Here is a 22,976-nt window from a genome sequence, read left to right as displayed (position 1 = left end):
TCCCACACCAGAGGCAGCCCGCGGCCTGAACAACCGCTCCGCCAAGGCCCCCATGAGGCGCCGGGTCCGCAACCGCCGACGTACGCCCGCACAGGGCGGTAGCTGGCCGCACATACGCGAAGACCCCGTCTCAGCGAACTCGCTGATGGCGGGGTCTTTGGGCACTTCCTGCGAAGTGCCCCCGGCAGGATTCGAACCTGCGCACACGGCTCCGGAGGCCGTTGCTCTATCCCCTGAGCTACGGGGGCGTGTCGTTCGCGTTGCGGCGACGGGTTGAACACTACCAGCTTCCGCGGGGTGATCAGGAACGGATTACGGGCCTGGGGGACGTGCGTCGCCCGGAGGGGGTGGAAGTGGCAAAAACCCGGACGCGGGGGCTTAGGCGGACCTACTCTCGAGTTGTGTCAGGCGCCTCGGGCCGGGTGCTTGTTGTCGACGACAACAAGGTCATCCGGCAGCTGATCAAGGTCAATCTCGAGCTGGAGGGCTTCGAGGTCGTGACCGCGAACGATGGTGCCGAGTGCCTGGACATCGTGCATCGCGTCGCTCCCGACGTGATCACCCTTGATGTGGTCATGCCCCGGCTGGACGGGTTCGGGACCGCCGCGCAGCTGCGGGCCGATCGGCGGACGCGGCATCTGCCCCTCGCCATCGTCAGCGCCTGTACGCAGCACGAGGTGGAGGCGGGCATCGCCGCCGGAGTGGACGCCTTCCTCGCCAAGCCCTTCGAGCCCGCCGAGCTGGTACGGGTCGTACGCCGGCTCATGGAGCACAGGGACCGGCGCGAGCGGAAGGGCACGCCGGCCGGGCGGGGGAGAGGGTAGCTCCCGTCCCCCTTGTTCACATGGCGAAACCGTTCGCGGGATGGGAGGGCTTCTCCCCTAGGCTGGTCCCGTGACCCCCGCCGACCTCTCCAGCACCGTCGCACGCGCCGTGCGCCGCGCCGTCGAGGACGGGGAGCTGCCTGCCGAGACGGGCGTGCCCGAGCGGATCGTCGTCGAGCGGACCCGGCCGGGCGGGGTGGGCGACTACGCCACCCCCGTCGCCTTCCAGGTCGCCCGGGCCGCCGGACGGACCCCCGCCGAGGTCGCCCGCGTGATCGCCGACGGCCTGGCCGCCGAGCCCGGGCTCGACCGCGTCGAGATCACCGGCGCCGGGTTCCTGAACTTCACCCTCGCCCCCCGCGCCGCCGCCGAGCTCGTCCGCGAAGTGCTCGTCCGCGGACGTCGCTACGGGTACGCGGACGACGCCCTCGACCCCGGCCCCTTCTGCTGGGGCCCCACCGCCGGGTTCCGGCAGCGCGCCGTCCACGAGGCCGTCGTACGCATCCTGCGCAGCCAGGGAAGCAGTCACGGAAACAGCCAGGGGAGCGCAGACGGCGCCGCGCCGCCCCCCGTCGCCCCCGTCGCCCGCCGCGACGGGGACGTGGTCGCCGTCTACGGGCGGGACGCCGCCACCTGGGCCGCGCTCGCCGTTCCGGCCCGCGAGACCCCCCACTTCGACGCCGGGCTGCTGGTGCAGGACGAGTCCGGCGAGTTCTTCCTCGTGCGGTACGCCCACTCCCGCGCCAAGGCGCTCGGCCGCGCCGCCACCCGCCTCGGCTTCCACGCCGAGCCCGGCCCGGTCGACGCCCGCGCGCTGCTGCGCCTCCTCGCCGAGTACCCCCTCGTACTGGAGGCCGCCGCGCACCGGCGGGCGCCGGAGCAGCTCGTCCGGTTCCTCGTCCGCGTCGCCGACGAACTGCTCGATTTCCAGCACTGCGTGCTGCCCAAGGGGGACGAGAAACCCTCGGCCGCCCACCGCGCCCGGCTGGCTCTTGCCGAAGCCGCCGGGACGGTGCTGGCCGGCGGCCTGGCCCTTCTCGGCATAGACGCACCTGACTGCCTGTGATCTGCGAAGAGAGATACCGATGAGCCGTTCCGCCCACCCCGCCGGGCCCCGCCACGCCGACGTCCTGCCCGAGGGCCACTACTCCCCGCCGCCCGCCGACCTCAACGCCCTCGACGAGAAGGTCTGGGCGCGGACCGTGCGGCGCGACGACGACGGAGTGGTGACCGTGGGCGGCATCCCCGTCACCTCCCTCGCCCAGGAGTTCGGCACCCCCGCCTACTTCCTCGACGAAGAGGACTTCCGGCAGCGCTGCCGGGCCTGGGCGCACGCCTTCGGGCCCGACGCCGACGTGTTCTACGCGGGCAAGGCGTTCCTCTCCAAGGCCGTCGTGAAGTGGCTCAAGGAGGAAGGGCTCAACCTCGACGTCTGCTCCGCCGGCGAGCTCACCACCGCCCTCGCCGCCGGCATGCCCGCCGAGCGGATCGCCTACCACGGGAACAACAAGTCCGTCGCCGAGATCACCCGGGCCGTCACCGCCGGCGTCGGCCGCATCGTGCTCGACTCCTTCCAGGAGATCGCCCGCGTCGCGCACATCGCCCGTGAGCTGGGCGTGCGCCAGCCCGTCCAGATCCGCGTGACGGTGGGCGTCGAGGCGCACACGCACGAGTTCATCGCCACCGCGCACGAGGACCAGAAGTTCGGCATCGCCGTCGCCGACGGCAGCGCCGCCGAGGCCGTACGGCGCGCCCTCGGGCACGACAGCCTCGACTTGCTCGGCGTCCACTCCCACATCGGTTCGCAGATCTTCGACATGGCCGGCTTCGAGGTCTCCGCCAAGCGCGTGGTGCGGCTGCTGGCCGCGGTACGGGACGAGCACGGCGTCGAGCTGCCCGAGATCGACCTCGGCGGCGGCCTCGGCATCGCCTACACCTCCTCCGACGACCCGCGCGAGCCCCACGAGATCGCCAAGGCCCTGCACGAGATCGTCGCCCGCGAATGCGAGTCCGCCGGCCTGCGCGCGCCCCGCATCTCCGTCGAGCCCGGCCGCGCCATCGTCGGCCCCACCGCCTTCACCCTCTACGAGGTCGGCACGATCAAGCCGCTCGAAGGGCTGCGCACGTACGTCTCCGTCGACGGCGGCATGTCGGACAACATCCGCACCGCCCTCTACGACGCCGAGTACGCCGTCACCCTCGTCTCCCGCGTCTCCGACGCCGAGCCCATGCTCGTCCGCGTCGTCGGCAAGCACTGCGAGAGCGGCGACATCGTCGTGAAGGACGCCTTCCTGCCGGCCGACCTGGCCCCGGGGGACCTCCTCGCCGTACCCGCCACCGGGGCGTACTGCCGCTCCATGGCCAGCAACTACAACCACGCGCTGCGCCCGCCCGTCGTCGCCGTGCGCGACGGCCAGGCACGGGTGATCGTCCGGCGCGAGACGGAGGAAGATCTCCTGCGGCTGGACCTCGGATGATCCGGTTGTTTCGGGGAGAAGGCCCCATACCCCCAAAATAGGTGTCTCACTCAATGGACCGAGGATGGAAAGTCCTGTCCATTGAGTGAGACTGGTCGAGACCCGGCGGGCAATACCGCCCGCCGGGTGGTGCTGGAAGATCGAAAGGCGTAGGTCGAATGATGCGTACGCGTCCGCTGAAGGTGGCGCTGCTGGGCTGTGGAGTGGTCGGCTCAGAGGTGGCGCGCATCATGACGACGCACGCCGACGACCTCACGCAGAGGATCGGCGCGCCCGTCGAGCTCGCCGGCGTGGCCGTGCGCCGCCCCTCCAAGGTGCGCGAGGGCATCGACCCCGCCCTGATCACCACCGACGCGACCGCCCTGCTCAAACGCGGGGACATCGACGTCGCGATCGAGGTCATCGGCGGCATCGAGCCCGCCCGGACCCTCATCACCACCGCCTTCGAGCACGGCATCTCCGTCGTCTCCGCGAACAAGGCGCTGCTGGCCCAGGACGGCGCCGCCCTGCACGCCGCGGCCGAGCAGCACGGGCTGGACCTCTACTACGAGGCCGCCGTCGCCGGCGCCATCCCGCTGGTGCGCCCGATGCGCGAGTCCCTCGCCGGGGACAAGATCAACCGGGTGATGGGCATCGTCAACGGCACCACGAACTTCATCCTCGACAAGATGGACTCCACCGGCGCCGGCTACCAGGAGGCCCTCGACGAGGCCACCGCCCTCGGGTACGCCGAGGCCGACCCCACCGCCGACGTGGAGGGCTACGACGCCGCCGCCAAGGCCGCGATCCTGGCCGGCATCGCCTTCCACACCCGGGTCCGCCTCGACGACGTCTACCGCGAGGGCATGACCGAGGTCAGCGCCGCGGACTTCGCCTCCGCCAAGCGCATGGGCTGCACCATCAAGCTCCTCGCCATCCTGGAGCGCGCCGCCGACGGCGAGTCCGTCACCGCCCGCGTCCACCCGGCGATGATCCCGCTCACCCACCCGCTCGCCTCCGTCCGCGAGGCGTACAACGCCGTCTTCGTCGAGGCGGAGGCCGCCGGGCGGCTCATGTTCTACGGGCCCGGCGCGGGCGGTTCTCCGACCGCCTCGGCGGTCCTGGGCGACCTCGTCGCCGTCTGCCGCAACAAGCTCGCCGAGGCAACGGGGCCCGGCGAGTCGGCGTACACCCAGCTGCCGGTCAGCCCCATGGGCGACGTCGTCACGCGCTACCACATCAGCCTCGATGTGGCCGACAAGCCGGGCGTCCTCGCCCAGGTGGCGACGACGTTCGCGGAGCACGGGGTCAGCATCGACACCGTACGACAGCAAGGACGTCCGGACGGGGTCGGCAATGAGGCCTCCCTCGTCGTCGTCACCCACCGCGCGCCCGACGCCGCCCTCTCCGGGACCGTCGAGGCACTGCGCAAGCTGGACACCGTGCGCGGTGTCGCCAGCATCATGCGTGTTGAAGGGGAGTAAGGACCCATGAGCAGCAATCGCACCCACCAGTGGCGCGGCATCATCGAGGAGTACCGGGACCGCCTGCCGGTGACGGACACCACTCCCGTGGTCACACTCCGTGAGGGCGGTACGCCCCTCGTTCCCGCGCAGGTGCTCTCCGAGCGCACCGGCTGCGAGGTCCACCTGAAGGTCGAGGGCGCGAACCCCACCGGGTCCTTCAAGGACCGCGGCATGACCATGGCCATCACCAGGGCCAAGGAGGAGGGCGCCAAGGCCGTCATCTGCGCCTCCACCGGCAACACCTCGGCCTCCGCAGCCGCCTACGCGGTGCGCGCCGGGATGGTCTCGGCCGTCCTCGTGCCCCAGGGCAAGATCGCGCTCGGCAAGATGGGCCAGGCGCTCGTGCACGGCGCCAAGATCCTCCAGGTCAACGGCAACTTCGACGACTGCCTGGACCTCGCCCGCGCGCTGTCGGACAACTACCCGGTCGCGCTGGTCAATTCCGTCAACCCGGTACGCATCGAGGGCCAGAAGACGGCCGCGTTCGAGATCGTGGACGCGCTCGGCGACGCCCCCGACATCCACGTGCTGCCCGTCGGAAACGCCGGCAACATCACCGCGTACTGGAAGGGCTTCAAGGAGTACAAGGCCGACGGCCTGGCCTCCCGTACGCCCCGCGTGTGGGGGTTCCAGGCCTCCGGCTCCGCGCCGATCGTGCGCGGCGAGGTCGTCAAGGAGCCGCACACCATCGCCACCGCGATCCGCATCGGCAACCCGGCCTCCTGGGACTACGCGCTCGCCGCGCGCGACGAGTCGGGCGGTTTCATCGACGAGGTGACGGACCGCCAGATCCTCGCGGCCTACCGTCTGTTGGCCGCACAGGAGGGCGTCTTCGTCGAGCCCGCCTCGGCCGCGTCCGTGGCCGGCCTGCTCAAGGCCGCCGAGCTGGGCCTGGTCGACCCCGGCCAGAAGATCGTGTGCACCGTGACCGGAAACGGACTCAAGGACCCCGACTGGGCCGTCGCCGGTGCTCCGCAGCCGGTCACCGTCCCGGTGGACGCGGAGGCCGCGGCCATCCGCCTCGGCCTGGCCTGATCCACCCCCGGTTCGCCGGATTCCGCGGGCTCCGCGGAATCCGGCAACTCGGGTCGTACGACGCATAAGTCCACGGCATTCGGCGGAATCCACCGGAAGGCGCCGACACGCATCGTGCGCCTCCTGTGCGCCCTATGTCGCGAGAGAACCTTCCTTCGATAGGCTGTACTTACATCCGCCACCGCGCATATGTCCGTGGTGCTGCCCAGAGGGCCTTCGGGTGTCGTACGTTCTCCAGTACATTCGCAGCGAGCCAGCGAAGATCTCGTCTCGCACAGTCACAAGGAGTGTCATCGGACGATGGCCGGTCCAGCGTTCCGCGCCGCCGCCGTACGGGTGCGCGTCCCCGCCAGCAGTGCCAACCTCGGCCCGGGCTTCGACGCCCTCGGCCTGGCCCTGGGGCTCTACGACGACGTCGTCGTCCGGGTGGCCGACTCCGGCCTGAACATCGACATCGCGGGCGAGGGCGCCGACACCCTCCCGCGGGACGAGAGCCACCTGCTCGTACGCTCCATGCGCACCGCCTTCGACCTGCTGGGCGGGCAGCCGCGCGGCCTCGAGGTCGTCTGCGCCAACCGCATCCCGCACGGCCGAGGCCTGGGGTCCTCCTCCGCCGCGATCTGCGCCGGCATCGTCGCCGCCCGCGCCGTGACCATAGGCGGGGAGGCCAAGCTCGACGACGCGGCCCTCCTGGAACTGGCCACCGAGATCGAGGGCCACCCCGACAACGTCGCCGCCTGTCTCCTCGGCGGCTTCACCCTCGCCTGGATGGACGGCGGCAGCGCCAAGGCGATCCGTATGGAGCCCGCCGATTCCATCGTTCCGGTGGTCTTCGTCCCCTCCAAGCCGGTCCTGACGGAAACCGCGCGCGGCCTGCTGCCGCGCAACGTCCCGCACGTGGACGCGGCCGTGAACGCGGGTCGCGCGGCCCTGCTCGTCGAAGCCCTGACCAGGCGTCCCGAGTTGCTGCTACCGGCCACCGAAGACCGGCTCCACCAGGAGTACCGCTCCCCGGCGATGCCGGAGAGCGTCGCACTCGTCAACCGGCTGCGGGCGGACGGCATCCCCGCGGTCATCTCCGGCGCGGGCCCCACGGTCCTCGCGCTGGTCGACAACGGCGCGGCCGACAAGGTCGCGCAGCTCGCGGGCGAGGGATGGGCGGCCAACCGGCTCGCCCTCGACGCCGCGGGCGCGAGCGTCCTGCCGCTGGGAAACCAGGGCGGCTAGGCCGTAGGGGCATACCCGCCGGGGGCGGGCGGCCAGGGCAGGCCGCCCGCGCCGAAGGCGCGATTGCCGGTGATTGAGAGGGGGAATATCTGTTGGATCCGGTAGTGTTAGTCTCAAGTGCGCATCCGAAGCCGCCATGGCTCGGTGCTCAGTGTCCCCTTCAGGGACCACCTTTCTTCCGGGAGCCTCCCCGACTGCTTTGATCGCTTCCAGCAGTTTCGAGCACGCTCCGGAATCGGCGTGACATTCCCACGCTTCCAGCTCGGGAGCTCTCGCCGGAACCACCCATGCACGTTTCTTTCCGCCGTTCCTCTGTCGGCGGACCACCGCCCCGGCCGCGGCCCATGACCCACCAAGCCATGGACCGCTGCCGGACAGCACAACCGGTCGCCGAGCCAGACAGGCCGACGTCCGCTCCAGGGAAGGACCCTTCGTGAGCGACACCACCGATCTGATGGGCGCTGCCGACACCACTGTCGACACCAGTGCCCCCGCCGCGGGCGCCGCCCCCAAGCGTCGCCGCTCCGGCACCGGCCTCGATGGCATGGTCCTGGCCGAGCTCCAGCAGGTCGCGTCGGGCCTCGGCATCAGGGGCACCGCGCGGATGCGCAAGAGCCAGCTGATCGAGGTCATCAAGGAGGCGCAGGCGGGAAGCGGCGCCCCCAAGGCCGCGGCTCCCGCCGCCGAAGCCGCCGAGTCCAAGCCGAAGCGCCGCGCCACCAGCAAGGCCCGTACGGGTGAGGCCGCCGCCGAGGCGCCCGCCGAGAAGACCGCCGCGCAGGCGCAGATCGAGATCCCGGGCCAGCCGTCCCCCAAGCTCTCCGAGCAGGGTGCCGCCGACGAGGCCCCGGCCGGCGAGCGCCGCCGCCGTCGCGCCACGGCCCCCTCCGGCAGCCCGGAGACCGCGGCCCCCGCCGCCGTGCAGGCCGAGGCCAGGGCCGAGACCGCCACCGCGACGGCTCCGGCCGACACCAAGGCCGAGGCCGCCACCGCCGTCTCCGCGCCCGCCCAGGAGGGCGAGGGCCGCGGCCGACGCGAGCGCCGCGACCGCGGTGACCGCACCGAGCGCGAGGGCGGCCGCCGTGACCGCCGCGACCGCGGTGCCAAGGCCGACGACCAGGGCCAGGGCGCCCAGGGCCAGGGCCAGGCCGGCCAGGGTCAGGGCGGCCAGGGTCAGGGCGGTGGCCAGGGTGGCCAAGGCCAGGGCGGTGGCCGCGGCGACCGCCAGGACCGCCAGCAGCAGGGCGGCCGCCAGGACCGTCAGCAGCAGGGCCGCCAGGACCGTCAGGGTGGTCCCCAGGGCAACGGCCCCGAGGACGATTTCGACGACGAGGGCGGCCGCCGCGGCCGCCGGGGCCGCTACCGCGACCGCCGTGGCCGCCGCGGCCGCGACGAGTTCGCGCCGAGCGAGCCGCAGGTCGCCGACGACGACGTCCTGATCCCCGTCGCGGGCATCCTGGACATCCTCGACAACTACGCGTTCATCCGGACCTCGGGCTACCTGCCCGGCCCGAACGACGTCTACGTCTCCCTCGCCCAGGTCCGCAAGGCCGGCCTGCGCAAGGGCGACCACACCACCGGCGCCGTGCGCCAGCCCAAGGACGGCGAGCGCCGCGAGAAGTTCAACGCCCTCGTGCGTCTGGACTCGGTGAACGGCATGGCGCCCGAATCCGGCCGCGGCCGCCCGGAGTTCCAGAAGCTGACCCCGCTGTACCCCCAGGACCGGCTCCGCCTGGAGACCGACCCGGGCGTGCTGACGACCCGCATCATCGACCTCGTGTCGCCGATCGGCAAGGGCCAGCGAGGCCTGATCGTGGCTCCGCCGAAGACCGGCAAGACCATGATCATGCAGGCGATCGCCAACGCGATCACCACCAACAACCCCGAGTGCCACCTGATGGTCGTCCTGGTCGACGAGCGTCCCGAAGAGGTCACCGACATGCAGCGGTCGGTCAAGGGCGAGGTCATCTCCTCGACCTTCGACCGTCCGGCCGAGGACCACACCACCGTCGCCGAGCTGGCCATCGAGCGCGCCAAGCGCCTCGTCGAGCTGGGCCACGACGTGGTCGTGCTGCTGGACTCCATCACCCGTCTGGGCCGCGCGTACAACCTCGCGGCGCCCGCCTCCGGACGCATCCTGTCCGGTGGTGTCGACTCGACCGCGCTGTACCCGCCGAAGCGCTTCTTCGGTGCCGCGCGCAACATCGAGGACGGCGGCTCGCTGACCATCCTGGCCACCGCGCTGGTCGACACCGGCTCGCGCATGGACGAGGTGATCTTCGAGGAGTTCAAGGGCACCGGCAACATGGAGCTCAAGCTCGACCGCAAGCTCGCCGACAAGCGCATCTTCCCGGCCGTCGACGTCGACCCGTCGGGCACCCGCAAGGAGGAGATCCTCCTCAACAGCGAGGAGCTCGCCATCGTCTGGAAGCTGCGCCGGGTGCTGCACGCGCTCGACTCGCAGCAGGCCATCGAGCTGCTCCTCGACAAGATGAAGCAGACGAAGTCGAACGCCGAGTTCCTGATGCAGATCGCCAAGACGACCCCGTCGGGCAAGAACGACGACTGATCCGTCGATCCGTCGCCGTTCACGGCACCACCGGAACCGCCCCCGCCGCAGCCGCGGCGGGGGCGGTTCCCTCGTTTGCGCGGCTGCGAGGTTCGCCACACTCGCGGCTTTCGTGAACCTGCCCGCCGCGCCGCGCGTGCCCCTGGAAAACCCCAGGTGGGAGCGGTGCGCCCGAGGGGAAACGGGCCGTTGGTCCCGCCCCGGCCGCCATAGTGCCCCCGTACGGGCACCCCGGTCGGCCGTGGAACCCTGGACGCCATTCGTCCGTCTGTGTTCACAGGGAACGTACTCAGGGACCGAGGAGAGCATGAGCGAGGACAGCAGGGGCGGCGGCCGGCGTGCCGCGGGCCGGCGCCGACGAAAACCGCCGAAGCGCCGCAGGCCCCTGGTCATCGCCGCGTGGAGCGCCGCCGCAGTGGTCCTGCTGGGCGGGGCGGGCCTCGGCTGGTTCTACTTCCACCTGAACGGGAACCTCAAGACGGTCGACATCGACCAGGCCCTCGGCACCGACCGCCCGCAGAACGTGGACAACGGCTCGATGGACATCCTCGTCCTCGGCTCCGACTCCCGCGGCGGCGCCAATTCCGAGTACGGCCAGGACGACGGCGGCTCGGCCCGCTCCGACACGGCGATGATCGTCCACCTGTACGAGGGCCACAAGCAGGCCACCGTCGTCTCCATACCGCGCGACACCATGGTCAACCGGCCGGCCTGCACGACGGCCAACGGCAAGACCGACCGCGGCAGCTCGCGCTCCCAGTTCAACGAGTCGTTCACCATCGGCGGGGCCGCCTGCGCGGTCAAGACCGTCGAGAAGATGTCGGGGATCCGCATGGACCACTACGTCGAGGTCGACTTCACGGGCTTCAAGAAGATCATCGACAACCTCGGCGGCGTCCAGCTCACGACCACCAAGCCGATCAAGGACGGATCGAGCCACCTCGACCTCCCGGCCGGTGCCAACAAGCTGGGCGGCGAGCAGGCCCTCGGCCTCGTACGGACCCGCAAGAGCGTCGGCGACGGCTCGGACCTCGGCCGAATACAGCTCCAGCAGGCGTTCATGAAGGCCCTGATCAAGCAGGTCAAGGGCATCGGCCTGTTCGACAACCCCAAGCGGCTGCTCGACCTCGCCGACACCGGTACCAAGGCGCTCACCACCGACAAGGCGCTCGGCGACGTGAAGTCCCTCATGGGCTTCGCGCAGAGCCTCCAGGGCATCGACGCCCAGAGCATGAAGATGATCACGCTGCCGGTGACCCAGGACGCACGCGACCACGACCGCGTCGCCCCGCTCACCAAGGAGTCCCAGCTGGTGTGGAACGCGCTGCTCGCCGACCAGCCGGTCCCGGCCGAGGCCACCGCCAACTCGATGGGCGACAAGGGCACGGCCGGTCAGATCGTGCAGTGAACGGCAGAACAGCTGGTCACACCCTTTCCGCGGGGGAGCGGAATAGATGGCGGACCCCCCTCGTTGAGGGAGGCGTCCTCAGAATTTTGACAGGCAGCCCGGTCCTGGCAGACTGGTCTGTCGGCCCCGGTTCACGCAGTGCGCAATTCGGCTCCTGCGACCCGGCGCCCTCCCGAATCTAGGAGACACCTTGAAGCGCGATGTTCACCCCGAGTACGTCGAGACCCAGGTCAGCTGCACCTGTGGCGCGTCGTTCACCACCCGCAGCACCCTGACCGAGGGCACCATCCGTGCCGAGGTCTGCTCCGAGTGCCACCCGTTCTACACGGGCAAGCAGAAGATCCTCGACACCGGTGGCCGCGTCGCCCGCTTCGAGGCCCGCTTCGGCAAGGCTGCCGGCTCGAAGTAGCGAGCCCCCGGCGCCGGACCCGGCTGCACCCTGTCCAACACGGGGGCAGCCGGACCGGCGCCTTTGTCGTCCCGCAGCCCTTTTTCGTACTTTCACTTCAGGAGCCCCCGATGTTCGAGGCGGTCGAGGAACTGGTCGGCGAGCACGCCGACCTTGAGAAGAAGCTCGCCGACCCTTCGGTCCACTCGGATCAGGCCAACGCGCGCAAGCTCAACAAGCGCTACGCGGAGCTGACCCCGATCGTCGCGACCTTCCGTGCCTGGAAGCAGACCGCCGAGGACATCGAGACGGCGAAGGAGTTCGCGGCCGACGACCCGGACTTCGCGGCCGAGGTGAAGGAGCTCAGCGCGCACCGCGAGGAGCTCACCGAGAAGCTCCGCCTGCTGCTGGTCCCGCGCGACCCCAGCGACGACAAGGACGTGCTCCTCGAGGTCAAGGCGGGCGCGGGCGGCGACGAGTCCGCCCTGTTCGCCGGCGACCTGCTGCGCATGTACCTGCGCTACGCCGAGCGCGTGGGCTGGAAGACGGAGATCATCGACGCCACCGAGTCCGAGCTCGGCGGCTACAAGGACGTCCAGGTCTCCGTCCGCACCAAGGGCGGCAACGGCGCCACCGAGCCCGGCCAGGGCGTGTGGGCCCGCCTGAAGTACGAGGGCGGCGTCCACCGCGTCCAGCGCGTTCCGGCCACCGAGTCCCAGGGCCGCATCCACACCTCCGCCGCCGGCGTGCTCGTCACCCCGGAGGCCGAGGAGGTCGAGGTCGAGATCAATCCGAACGACCTCCGCATCGACGTCTACCGCTCCTCGGGCCCCGGCGGCCAGTCCGTCAACACCACCGACTCGGCCGTGCGCATCACGCACGTGCCGACCGGCGTGGTCGCCTCCTGCCAGAACGAGAAGAGCCAGCTCCAGAACAAGGAGCAGGCCATGCGCATCCTCCGGTCGCGCCTGCTGGCCGCGGCCCAGGAGGCCGCCGAGCAGGAGGCCTCCGACGTGCGCCGCAGCCAGGTGCGCTCGGTGGACCGCTCCGAGAAGATCCGCACGTACAACTACCCGGAAAACCGGATCTCGGACCACCGGACCGGCTTCAAGGCGTACAACTTGGACCAGGTGCTCGACGGCGACCTCGATCCGATGATCCAGGCCTGCGTCGATGCGGACTCCGCCGCCAAGCTGGCGTCCGCGCACTGATCCGCGCCGCACGGCCCCCGCAGGACCCGTACCGCCCCCGCACCACCCCCGTACGACAGCAGCCCGGAGGACCAGCGTGAACTTGCTGCTTGCCGAGGTGGCCCAGGCCACCCAGCGGCTGGCCGCCGCCGGCGTGCCCTCACCGCGCTTCGACGCGGAGGAGCTCGCGGCCTTCGTGCACGGCGTCAAGCGGGGGGAACTGCACCACGTCAAGGACGCGGACTTCGACGCCCGCTACTGGGAGGCCGTCGCACGCCGCGAGGCGCGCGAGCCGCTCCAGCACATCACCGGCCGCGCCTTCTTCCGGTACCTGGAGCTCCAGGTCGGGCCCGGCGTCTTCGTGCCCCGGCCCGAGACCGAGTCGGTCGTCGACTGGGCCATACACGCCGTCCGGGCGATGGACGTCGTCGAGCCGCTCATCGTGGACCTGTGCACCGGCTCCGGCGCCATCGCGCTGGCCATGGCCCAGGAGGTGCCGCGCTCGCGCGTGCACGCGGTGGAGCTGTCCGAGGACGCCCTGCGCTGGACCCGCAAGAACGCCGAGGGATCGCGGGTCACCGTCCACCAGGGCGACGCGCTGAGGGCCCTGCCGGAGCTGGACGGCCAGGTCGACCTGGTGATCTCCAACCCGCCGTACATCCCGCTCACCGAGTGGGAGTACGTCGCCCCCGAGGCCCGCGACCACGACCCCGAGATGGCCCTGTTCTCCGGCGAGGACGGCCTCGACACCATCCGCGGCATCGAGCGCACCGCGCACCGGCTGCTGCGCCCCGGCGGCATCGTGGTCATCGAGCACGCCGACACCCAGGGCGGCCAGGTCCCGTGGATCTTCGCCGAGGAGCGGGGCTGGGCCGACGCCGCCGACCACCCCGACCTGAACAACCGCCCGCGCTTCGCCACGGCCCGCAAGGCCATGCCGTGACGCCCCCGCCCCGCCCCGCCACCCCCCTGCTGCACGAGGAGTCCCGCTGATGGCCCGGCGATACGACTGCAACGACGCGACGGACCGCAAGACGGGTCTGCGTGAAGCCGCATCCGCCGTGCGCCGCGGCGAGCTTGTCGTGCTGCCCACCGACACCCTCTACGGGATCGGCGCGGACGCCTTCAGTGCGGAGGCCGTCGGCGATCTGCTCGCCGCCAAGGGGCGCGGCCGCACCATGCCCACCCCTGTCCTCATCGGCTCCCCGAACACCCTGCACGGGCTCGTCACGGACTTCTCGGAGCAGGCCTGGGAGCTCGTCGACGCGTTCTGGCCGGGCGGCCTGACCCTCGTCGCCAAGCACCAGCCCTCGCTGGCGTGGGACCTGGGGGAGACCCGCGGGACCGTGGCCGTTCGGATGCCCCTGCACCCCGTCGCGATCGAGCTGCTGACCGAGGTCGGCCCGATGGCCGTGTCCTCGGCGAACCTGACGGGGCACCCGGCGCCCGAGGACTGCGACGCGGCGCGCGAGATGCTCGGCGACTCCGTCTCCGTGTACCTGGACGGCGGGCCGACGCCGAGCACGCTGCCGTCGTCGATCGTCGACGTCACCGGGAAGGTTCCCGTCCTGCTGCGCGAGGGGGCGCTGACCGCCGAGCAGCTGCGGGAGGTCGTGCCCGACCTCGAGGTGGCCCCGTGAGCCCTGAGGGGCGTGGCATAGCAAGCGGGCACACCTCCGGCGGCAGCCACGGCTGGGGGGACTCCCACCCGGCGGGCGCCGGCGGGGACACGTTCCGCATCCTCCACGTCAGCACCGGCAACGTATGCCGCTCGCCGATCACCGAGCGGCTGACCCGGCATGCGCTGGCGCACCGGCTGGGCGGCATCCCGGTCGGCGACCTGATCGTGGAGAGCGCGGGGACGTGGGGGCACGAGGGGGCCCCGATGGAGGCGAACGCGGCGGCGGTGCTCGCGGACTTCGGGGCGGACGCCACCGGGTTCACCGGGCGCGAGCTGCTGGACGAGCACGTCATACGGGCGGACCTGGTGCTCACCGCCACGCGGGACCACCGGGCGCAGGTCATCTCGATGGGGCATTCGGCGGGGCTGCGGACGTTCACGTTGAAGGAGTTCACGCGGCTGGTGCGGGCGATAGATCCGGCCACGCTGCCGCCGCTGGGCGACGGGGTCGCGGAGCGGGCCCGGGCCCTGGTGCGGGCCGCTGCCGCGCTCCGCGGCTGGCTGCTCGCGCCGTCGCCGGACGCGGACGAGGTGTACGACCCGTACGGGGCGCCGATCACCTTCTTCCGCTCGATCGGCGACGAGATCAACCAGGCGCTGGACCCCGTGGTCACGGCCCTGACGGGCGTCAACGCCCGCCACTGACGGGCGTCGGCGGCCGGCGCCGGCCCGGACTCCCGCGCCGCGGAAACCGGCGGGGTCGAAATCGGGCGCCGTGGGACGGGGCGCCCTAGAGTGGGGCTATTCGGGACAGCCCACTGGAGTCGCGCCATGAGCGTCATCACCCCGCCCTCCGACCTGCTGCGGCAGCAGGATCCGCAGATGGCCGACGTCCTGGACGGGGAGGCGCAGCGGCAGGCCGCGACGCTCCAGCTGAGCGCCGCCGAGAACTTCACCTCGCCCGCCGTGCTCGCGGCCCTCGGCTCGGCGCTCGCCAACAAGTACGCGGAGGGCTACCCGGGCCACCGCTACCACGGCGGCTGCGAGTACGCCGACCTCGCCGAGGGGCTGGCCGTCGAGCGGGCCCGCGCCCTGTTCGGGGTCGAGCACGCCAACGTACAGCCGCATTCCGGTTCCGCCGCGGTGCTGGCCGCGTACGCCGCCCTGCTGCGGCCCGGGGACACCGTCCTCGCGATGGGGCTCCCGTACGGCGGCCACCTCACGCACGGCTCGCCCGCCAACTTCTCCGGCCGCTGGTTCGACTTCGTCGGGTACGGGGTCGACGCCGAGACCGGCCTGATCGACTACCTGGAGGTGCAGGAGCTCGCCCGGCTGCACCGGCCCAAGGCCATCGTCTGCGGCTCGATCTCCTACCCGCGCCACCCCGAGTACTCCGTGTTCCGGGAGATCGCCGACGAGGTCGGGGCCCACCTCATCGCGGACGCCGCCCATCCGATCGGGCTGGTGGCGGGCGGAGCCGCGCCGAGCCCCGTCCCGTACGCCGACATCGTCTGCGCGACGACGCACAAGGTGCTGCGCGGTCCGCGCGGCGGGATGATCCTGTGCGGGGCCGAGTTCGCCGAGCGGATCGACCGCGCCGTCTTCCCCTTCACCCAGGGCGGTGCCCAGATGCACACCATCGCGGCGAAGGCCGTGGCCTTCGGCGAGGCCGCGGCCCCCGCGTTCACCACGTACGCCCACCGGGTGGTCGCCAACGCCCGGGCGCTGGCCGAGTCGCTCGCCGCCCACGGCTTCGCGGTGACGACGGGCGGCACCGACACCCACCTGATCACCGCCGACCCGGCACCGCTCGGCGTGGACGGCCCCACCGCCCGCGGCCGGCTCGCCGCCGCCGGGATCGTGCTGGACACCTGCGCCCTCCCGTACGGGGACCTGCGCGGGATCCGGCTCGGCACGGCGGCCGTCACCACCCAGGGCATGGCGGAGCCCGAGATGGCCCGCATCGCCCTGCTGTTTGCCGCCGCGCTGCGCGGGGAAAGCGCGAGGACCCGCCCGGAGGTGGCCGAGCTGGCGCGCGGATTTCCCCCGTACGGGGCGTAACGGGGACAAGCGGGGCGTACTGCAACCGCGATAGCGCCCCCTCGCGTCCTCGGTGAGGGGTACATCGCAGCTAATGTGTGGGGCTGAGATGGCCGGCGATACATCTGGGGCAGCCCGTGCGTGAATATCTGCTGACGCTTTGCGTCACGGTCGCGGTGACCTACCTGCTCACCGGGCCCGTGCGGAAGTTCGCGATCGCGGCCGGTGCGATGCCGGAGATCCGCGCCCGCGACGTGCACCGCGAGCCCACACCGCGGCTCGGCGGCATCGCCATGTTCGGCGGCCTGTGCGCGGGACTGCTGGTCGCGGACCACCTGCGCAACCTCAACGGCGTCTTCGAGCTGTCGAACGAGCCGCGGGCGCTGCTCTCGGGAGCGGCCCTGATCTGGCTGATCGGCGTCCTCGACGACAAGTTCGAGATCGACGCCCTGATCAAGCTCGGCGCGCAGATGATCGCCGCCGGTGTGATGGTCATGCAGGGTCTGACGATGCTGTGGATCCCCGTCCCGGGCATCGGGACGGTCGCGCTGACCCAGTGGCAGGGCAACCTGCTCACCGTGGCGCTGGTCGTGATCACCATCAACGCGGTGAACTTCGTGGACGGTCTCGACGGCCTGGCCGCCGGCATGGTCTGCATCGCCGCCGCCGCGTTCTTCCTCTACTCGTACCGGATCTGGTTCGGCTACGGGATCGAGGCGGCCGCCCCCGCGACCCTGTTCGCCGCGATCCTGATGGGGATGTGCCTGGGCTTCCTGCCGCACAACATGCATCCCGCCCGTATCTTCATGGGCGATTCCGGATCGATGCTGATCGGCTTGGTGCTGGCCGCCTCCGCGATCTCGATCACCGGGCAGGTGGACCCGGACACGATGGCCCTGTTCGCCGGCGGTGAGCGCAACGCGACGCACGCGATGCTCCCGGTCTTCATTCCGCTTCTGCTCCCGCTGACGATCATCGCGATCCCGATGGCGGACCTGGTCCTGGCCATCGTGCGGCGTACGTGGAAGGGCCAGTCGCCCTTCGCGGCCGACCGCGGGCACCTGCACCACCGGCTGCTGGAGCTCGGGCATTCGCACAGCCGCGCGGTGCTGATCATGTACTTCTGGTCAGGTCTGATCGCGTTCGGCGCGGTGGCGTACTCGGTGCACTCCGCCTCGATGTGGATCGTGCTCGCCATCGTCGCGCTGAGCGCCCTGGGGCTCGTCCTGCTGCTCCTGCCGCGCTTCACCCCGCGCGCCCCGCGCTGGGCCGAGGGTCTCGTGCCTCCGCGCTACCGGCACCGCGAGCGGGCCGCCGAGGCGGCGGCCCTGGATGTCTCGGGCCGCGAGCCGGAGCCCGCCGGGACGATCCGGGTCGGTGTCTCGGGCGTCAACGGAGCGACCGCGGTAGGCCCCCGTTCGCGCTTCCCCGACCGGCGTAAGGCCGAGTCGGCGCGCTGACGCCCGCGGGACATGTCGGACATGAACCGCCTTTACCACACACAACGACGGCTTGTCGCGCACACACGGGCGGATTAGCTCTCATGTGTGACAGTCGGCACACTCTGTGGGTAAAGCTCTCATCAAATAGTTTGTGATACCGTTCACTAAACCCGGCGACAGAGCCGAAGGACCGTAGTGCGACGGCCCATCGGCCCGAGGTTCGATCTCGGACCGGGCTTACGCTCGTCCCGTACGAGTCCCCGCAGTACGAGTCCCGTACGAGTCCGTGCCCCCACCACCACGCGGAGCAACCCGCCATGCGGTCAGATGACGTCCGATCCCTCCTGCACGCCGCTGTGCCCACAGCTGTCGCCGGCGCTCTCGCCGCCGTCATCAGCGCGGTGGTGGCAGGCGGCAAGGGGGCACTCGGGGCCGTCATTGCCACGCTGCTGGTGATGCTGTTCATGGGCATCGGATTCGTCGTTCTGCAACGCACCGCGAAATCGCTGCCGCACCTGTTCCAGGCCATGGGGCTCATGCTCTACACGGCCCAGATCCTGCTGCTCTTCGTCTTTCTCGCCGTGTTCAAGAACACGACGCTGTTCAACCCCCGTGCATTCGCGATCACGCTCGTCGCCACCACCCTGGTGTGGATCGGCGCGCAGACGCGTGCTCACATGAAGGCCAAGATCCTGTACGTCGAACCGGACTCGACGAAGGGCGACAAGCCCGAAAATTCGGGGCCGAAGTCGTGAGGGGTAGGGCCGGGATAAGTGCTCGTTCGAGATGCTGCTATCGTCCGGTTCCAACTGCGGCATTGCGGGCGCGGGCATCTGAGCTGACGCCTGTTCCATCGCGAGGCTCGATGCCTGATCGCCGCCCCCACACCCGTAACACCAGTCCAGTGCCGAACAGCGGCTGTGCGCCGCGCCGACACAACGAGGTTGCCGTACCTATGCGCCACGCTGAAGGAGCCCGCGGTGAGTGCTGACCTGACGCAGGTGCTCGCTTTCGAGACCGACTGTCACATCTTCGACGGATGTGGCTTCCCCGGCCCGGGCCTGCACTCGTTCCTCTTCGAGCCGCTGTGGGGCGAAGCCGGCACCACCAGTGCCTACTTCAACAAGCCGATGCTGCTGGCCCTCCTGGGCTCCGTCATCATCGTCGCCTTCTTCTGGGCCGCGTTCCGGAAGCCGAAGGTCGTACCGGGCAAGCTGCAGATGGTCGCCGAGGCCGGTTACGACTTCGTGCGCCGCGGCATCGTGTACGAGACGCTGGGCAAGAAGGAGGGCGAGAAGTACGTCCCCTTCATGGTGTCGCTGTTCTTCTTCGTCTGGGTCCTGAACGTCTGGTCGATCGTTCCCGTGGCCCAGTTCCCGGTGACCGCGATCATCGCGTACCCGGCGGCGCTCGCGCTGATCGTCTACTTCATCTGGATGTCGGTGACGTTCAAGCGTCACGGCTTCGTCGGCGGATTCAAGAACCTGACGGGCTACGACAAGTCGCTCGGCCCGGTCCTCCCGCTCGTCATGGTCATCGAGTTCTTCTCGAACGTCCTGGTCCGCCCGTTCACCCACGCGGTCCGACTGTTCGCGAACATGTTCGCCGGTCACACCCTGCTGCTGCTGTTCACCATCGCCAGCTGGTACCTGCTGAACGGGATCGGGATCGCCTACGCGGGCGTCTCTTTCATCATGGTCATCGTGATGACGGCCTTCGAGCTCTTCATCCAGGCTGTCCAGGCCTACGTCTTCGTGCTGCTGGCCTGCAGCTTCATCCAGGGCGCGCTCGCCGAGCACCACTGAGTCCGGCCCTCCCCCAAACCCCCTGTCGTCCGGTGGCCAACCCCCACCGGTCCGTGAAAGAGAAGGAAGAACTGGCATGTCCCAGATCCTCGCTGCCGCCGAAGGCGTCACCGGCTCCCTCAGCTCCGTTGGTTACGGTCTCGCGGCCATCGGCCCGGGTGTCGGCGTCGGCATCATCTTCGGTAACGGCACGCAGGCTCTTGCCCGTCAGCCCGAGGCTGCCGGTCTGATCCGCGCCAACCAGATCCTCGGCTTCGCCTTCTGTGAGGCGCTCGCCCTCATCGGTCTGGTCATGCCGTTCGTCTACTAAGACGAGCCGCTACCACTAGTCCGATTAGACGAAAGGCACTGATGTGAACCTCCTGGTTCTCGCGGCCGAGACGGAAAACCCGCTCGTCCCGCCGATCCCCGAGCTCGTCATCGGTCTGATCGCCTTCGTCATCGTCTTCGGTTTCCTCGCGAAGAAGCTCCTCCCGAACATCAACAAGGTTCTGGACGAGCGTCGTGAGCAGATCGAGGGCGGTATCGAGAAGGCTGAGGCCGCTCAGACCGAGGCCCAGAGCGTGCTGGAGCAGTACAAGGCCCAGCTCGCCGAAGCCCGGCACGAGGCCGCGCGCCTGCGCCAGGAAGCGCTGGAGCAGGGCACTGCGCTCAAGGAAGAACTGCGCGCAGAGGGCCAGCGGCAGCGTGAGGAGATCATCGCTGCCGGCCACGCCCAGATCGAGGCCGACCGCAAGGCCGCCTCTCACGCACTGCGCCAGGACGTGGGCAAGCTCGCCACCGACCTGGCCGGCAAGCTCGTCGGCGAGTCCCTCGAGGACGCCGCCCGTCAGAGCCGCACGATCGACCGCTTCCTCAGCGAGCTTGAGGAGAAGGCCGAGGCGGCCCGATGAACGGAGCGAGCCGCGAGGCGCTGGCCTCCGCGCGCGAGCGTCTCGACGCGCTGACGGACAACACGTCCGTCGACGCGGCGAAGCTCGCCGGCGAGCTGGCAGCCGTCACCGCGCTGCTCGACCGTGAGGTCTCGCTGCGTCGGGTCATCACGGACCCGGCGCAGCCCGGCGAGGCCAAGGCCGAGCTGGTCGGCCGGCTGCTGTCCGGCCAGGTGAGCGGGGAGACCCTCGACCTGGTGTCCGGCATGGCGCGGTCGCGCTGGTCGCAGTCCCGTGACCTGGTCGACGCGCTGGAGACCCTGGCGGCCACGGCCGACCTCACGGCGGCCCAGCGGGCCGGCGCGCTCGACGACGTCGAGGACGAGATCTTCCGCTTCGGCCGGATCGTCGCCTCGAACACCGAGCTGCGCGCGGCGCTGACCGACCGTGCGGCCTCCGCCTCCGCCAAGGGCGAGCTGCTGCGCAGCCTGCTCGGCGGCAAGGCGAACCCCGTCACCGAGCGCCTGGTCGCCCGTCTTGTCACGCACCCGCGTGGACGTAGCCTGGAAGCGGGACTGGAGTCCCTTTCCAAGCTCGCCGCCGAGCGCCGTGACCGCATGGTCGCCACCGTGACCAGCGCGGTTCCGCTCAGCGACGTGCAGAAGCAGCGTCTCGGCGCGGTGCTGGCCAAGCTGTACGGCCGCCAGATGCACCTGAACCTCGACGTGGACCCCGCGGTCCTCGGCGGGATCACGGTGCGGGTCGGCGACGAGGTCATCGACGGCACCATCGCGGACCGCCTCGCCGAGGCGTCGCGCCGCATGGCCGGCTGACCAGCCACCAAAAGAACAAAGCATTCCTAGCGGCCCGGTTGGGCCGTGCAGAACTTGCAGAAGATTCCTGGGGGTCGCCCCCAGACCCCTAAGAAGCTTCAGGCCCAACAAGGAGAGCAGGGAACCCAGATGGCGGAGCTCACGATCCGGCCGGAGGAGATCCGGGACGCACTGGAGAACTTTGTCCAGTCGTACCAGCCGGACGCGGCCTCGCGCGAGGAGGTCGGAACGGTCAGCGTTGCCGGCGACGGCATCGCGAAGGTGGAGGGCCTGCCCTCCGCCATGGCGAACGAGCTGCTGAAGTTCGAGGACGGCACCCTCGGTCTCGCCCTCAACCTCGAGGAGCGCGAGATCGGTGCGGTCGTCCTCGGCGAGTTCAGCGGTATCGAGGAGGGCCAGCCGGTGCAGCGCACCGGTGAGGTGCTCTCCGTCGGCGTCGGCGAGGGCTACCTCGGCCGCGTCGTCGACCCGCTCGGCAACCCGATCGACGGTCTCGGCGAGATCGCGACCGAAGGCCGTCGCGCCCTGGAGCTGCAGGCCCCGGGCGTCATGGTCCGCAAGTCGGTCCACGAGCCGATGCAGACCGGCTACAAGGCCATCGACGCGATGGTGCCGGTCGGCCGCGGCCAGCGTCAGCTGATCATCGGCGACCGTCAGACGGGTAAGACCGCTCTGGCCGTCGACACGATCATCAACCAGCGCGACAACTGGCGCTCGGGCGACGTGAACAAGCAGGTGCGCTGCATCTACGTCGCCATCGGCCAGAAGGGCTCGACCATCGCGTCCGTGCGCGGCGCCCTGGAAGACGCCGGTGCGCTCGAGTACACGACGATCGTCGCCGCCCCGGCGTCCGACCCGGCCGGCTTCAAGTACCTGGCGCCGTACACCGGTTCGGCCATCGGCCAGCACTGGATGTACGCCGGCAAGCACGTCCTGATCATCTTCGACGACCTGTCGAAGCAGGCCGACGCCTACCGCGCCGTGTCGCTGCTGCTGCGCCGCCCGCCGGGCCGTGAGGCCTACCCGGGTGACGTCTTCTACCTGCACTCCCGTCTGCTGGAGCGCTGCGCGAAGCTCTCCGACGACATGGGCGCCGGTTCGATGACCGGTCTGCCGATCGTCGAGACCAAGGCGAACGACGTGTCGGCGTTCATCCCGACCAACGTCATCTCCATCACCGACGGCCAGTGCTTCCTGGAGTCCGACCTGTTCAACGCGGGCCAGCGCCCGGCGCTCAACGTCGGTATCTCGGTCTCCCGCGTCGGTGGCTCCGCCCAGCACAAGGCCATGAAGCAGGTTTCCGGCCGTCTGCGCCTCGACCTGGCCCAGTACCGCGAGCTGGAGGCGTTCGCCGCTTTCGGTTCCGACCTGGACGCCGCGTCGAAGGCCGCGCTGGAGCGCGGCAAGCGCCTGGTCGAGCTGCTGAAGCAGGGCCAGTACCAGCCGATGCCCGTCGAGGAGCAGGTCGTCTCCGTCTGGGCCGGCACCACCGGCAAGATGGACGACGTTCCGGTCGCCGACATCCGTCGCTTCGAGTCGGAGCTGCTGGAGCACCTGCGCCGCGAGCGCAAGGACCTCCTGACCTCCATCGCGGACGGCGGCAAGATGTCGGACGACACCCTGTCCTCCATCGCGGACGCCATCGCCGGCTTCAAGCGCCAGTTCGAGACCTCGGACGGCAAGCTCCTGGGCGAGGACGCACCGGCCGTCAACGTCTCCAAGTGACGACGGAAGGGACCT

General features: G+C 70.6%; 21 protein-coding genes and 1 tRNA gene. 21 read left to right on the top strand and 1 reads right to left on the bottom strand.

Going from position 1 to position 22,976, the window contains the following annotated elements:
• Nucleotides 1–176: 176 nt before the first annotated feature.
• Nucleotides 177–248, bottom strand: a tRNA-Arg gene (locus ACS04_RS11220).
• Nucleotides 249–347: 99 nt separating this feature from the next.
• Here ACS04_RS11220 and ACS04_RS11215 point away from each other — a divergent pair.
• The 21 genes from ACS04_RS11215 (at nt 348) to atpA (ending at nt 22,961) form a co-directional block, all read left to right on the top strand.
• Nucleotides 348–824: a response regulator gene (locus tag ACS04_RS11215; RefSeq protein ID WP_078864654.1), complete on the top strand. Its 477-nt coding sequence runs from the start codon at nt 348–350 to the stop codon at nt 822–824.
• Between the two features lie 70 nt (nt 825–894).
• On the top strand, nt 895–1,890 hold the full coding sequence (gene nrtL / locus ACS04_RS11210; protein WP_048476410.1) for an ArgS-related anticodon-binding protein NrtL: 996 nt from the start codon (nt 895–897) through the stop codon (nt 1,888–1,890).
• A gap of 19 nt (nt 1,891–1,909) precedes the next feature.
• Entirely contained in the window at nt 1,910–3,301 is a 1,392-nt protein-coding gene (gene lysA, locus ACS04_RS11205; RefSeq protein WP_048476409.1) for a diaminopimelate decarboxylase, read from the top strand.
• Nucleotides 3,302–3,459: 158 nt separating this feature from the next.
• A complete protein-coding gene (locus ACS04_RS11200) occupies nt 3,460–4,764 on the top strand; it encodes a homoserine dehydrogenase (RefSeq protein ID WP_209441676.1) in 1,305 nt (434 codons plus the stop codon).
• A gap of 6 nt (nt 4,765–4,770) precedes the next feature.
• Nucleotides 4,771–5,841: a threonine synthase gene (gene thrC / locus ACS04_RS11195; protein ID WP_048476408.1), complete on the top strand. Its 1,071-nt coding sequence runs from the start codon at nt 4,771–4,773 to the stop codon at nt 5,839–5,841.
• 300 nt (nt 5,842–6,141) lie between these two features.
• On the top strand, nt 6,142–7,068 hold the full coding sequence (thrB, locus tag ACS04_RS11190) for a homoserine kinase (RefSeq protein WP_048476407.1): 927 nt from the start codon (nt 6,142–6,144) through the stop codon (nt 7,066–7,068).
• A 433-nt stretch (nt 7,069–7,501) separates the two neighbouring features.
• Entirely contained in the window at nt 7,502–9,637 is a 2,136-nt protein-coding gene (rho, locus tag ACS04_RS11185; protein ID WP_048476406.1) for a transcription termination factor Rho, read from the top strand.
• A 307-nt stretch (nt 9,638–9,944) separates the two neighbouring features.
• Nucleotides 9,945–11,045 (top strand): LCP family protein, encoded by a 1,101-nt coding sequence (locus ACS04_RS11180; RefSeq protein WP_048476405.1) that lies wholly within the window; start codon nt 9,945–9,947, stop codon nt 11,043–11,045.
• A gap of 190 nt (nt 11,046–11,235) precedes the next feature.
• Nucleotides 11,236–11,454 carry a 50S ribosomal protein L31 gene (gene rpmE / locus ACS04_RS11175; protein WP_030153765.1) on the top strand — a complete coding sequence of 73 codons (219 nt, stop codon included), beginning with the start codon at nt 11,236–11,238 and terminating at the stop codon, nt 11,452–11,454.
• 110 nt (nt 11,455–11,564) lie between these two features.
• Nucleotides 11,565–12,644, top strand: a complete 1,080-nt coding sequence (gene prfA / locus ACS04_RS11170) for a peptide chain release factor 1 (protein ID WP_048476404.1) — start codon at nt 11,565–11,567, stop codon at nt 12,642–12,644.
• A gap of 76 nt (nt 12,645–12,720) precedes the next feature.
• Nucleotides 12,721–13,566: a peptide chain release factor N(5)-glutamine methyltransferase gene (gene prmC, locus ACS04_RS11165; protein WP_030857135.1), complete on the top strand. Its 846-nt coding sequence runs from the start codon at nt 12,721–12,723 to the stop codon at nt 13,564–13,566.
• 49 nt (nt 13,567–13,615) lie between these two features.
• Nucleotides 13,616–14,263, top strand: coding sequence for an L-threonylcarbamoyladenylate synthase (locus ACS04_RS11160; RefSeq protein WP_048476403.1), 648 nt, complete (start codon nt 13,616–13,618; stop codon nt 14,261–14,263).
• Nucleotides 14,260–14,949, top strand: coding sequence for an arsenate reductase/protein-tyrosine-phosphatase family protein (locus ACS04_RS11155; protein WP_398024968.1), 690 nt, complete (start codon nt 14,260–14,262; stop codon nt 14,947–14,949). The genes ACS04_RS11160 and ACS04_RS11155 overlap by 4 nt, the downstream gene beginning before the upstream one ends.
• A 126-nt stretch (nt 14,950–15,075) precedes the next feature.
• Nucleotides 15,076–16,305, top strand: coding sequence for a serine hydroxymethyltransferase (locus ACS04_RS11150; RefSeq protein ID WP_048476402.1), 1,230 nt, complete (start codon nt 15,076–15,078; stop codon nt 16,303–16,305).
• A gap of 116 nt (nt 16,306–16,421) precedes the next feature.
• Complete coding sequence (locus ACS04_RS11145; RefSeq protein ID WP_048476401.1) at nt 16,422–17,744, top strand: MraY family glycosyltransferase; 1,323 nt, start codon at nt 16,422–16,424, stop codon at nt 17,742–17,744.
• A 299-nt stretch (nt 17,745–18,043) separates the two neighbouring features.
• Complete coding sequence (locus tag ACS04_RS11140; RefSeq protein ID WP_048476400.1) at nt 18,044–18,481, top strand: Cg1360 family ATP-synthase-associated protein; 438 nt, start codon at nt 18,044–18,046, stop codon at nt 18,479–18,481.
• A 210-nt stretch (nt 18,482–18,691) separates the two neighbouring features.
• Nucleotides 18,692–19,531, top strand: coding sequence for a F0F1 ATP synthase subunit A (gene atpB, locus ACS04_RS11135; RefSeq protein WP_048476456.1), 840 nt, complete (start codon nt 18,692–18,694; stop codon nt 19,529–19,531).
• 76 nt (nt 19,532–19,607) lie between these two features.
• Nucleotides 19,608–19,841: an ATP synthase F0 subunit C gene (gene atpE / locus ACS04_RS11130; RefSeq protein WP_030857147.1), complete on the top strand. Its 234-nt coding sequence runs from the start codon at nt 19,608–19,610 to the stop codon at nt 19,839–19,841.
• Between the two features lie 43 nt (nt 19,842–19,884).
• The gene (locus tag ACS04_RS11125; protein WP_048476399.1) at nt 19,885–20,424 is read left to right on the top strand and encodes a F0F1 ATP synthase subunit B; all 540 of its coding nucleotides are present in this window, start codon (nt 19,885–19,887) and stop codon (nt 20,422–20,424) included.
• A complete protein-coding gene (locus tag ACS04_RS11120; protein ID WP_048476398.1) occupies nt 20,421–21,236 on the top strand; it encodes a F0F1 ATP synthase subunit delta in 816 nt (271 codons plus the stop codon). The genes ACS04_RS11125 and ACS04_RS11120 overlap by 4 nt, the downstream gene beginning before the upstream one ends.
• A 129-nt stretch (nt 21,237–21,365) precedes the next feature.
• Nucleotides 21,366–22,961, top strand: a complete 1,596-nt coding sequence (atpA, locus tag ACS04_RS11115) for a F0F1 ATP synthase subunit alpha (protein ID WP_048476397.1) — start codon at nt 21,366–21,368, stop codon at nt 22,959–22,961.
• The last annotated feature ends 15 nt before the right edge of the window (nt 22,962–22,976 follow it).

Source organism: Streptomyces roseus (assembly GCF_001044425.1).
GTDB classification, from domain to species: Bacteria; Actinomycetota; Actinomycetes; order Streptomycetales; family Streptomycetaceae; genus Streptomyces; species Streptomyces roseus.
This window is presented reverse-complemented; position numbering and strand designations above follow the sequence as displayed.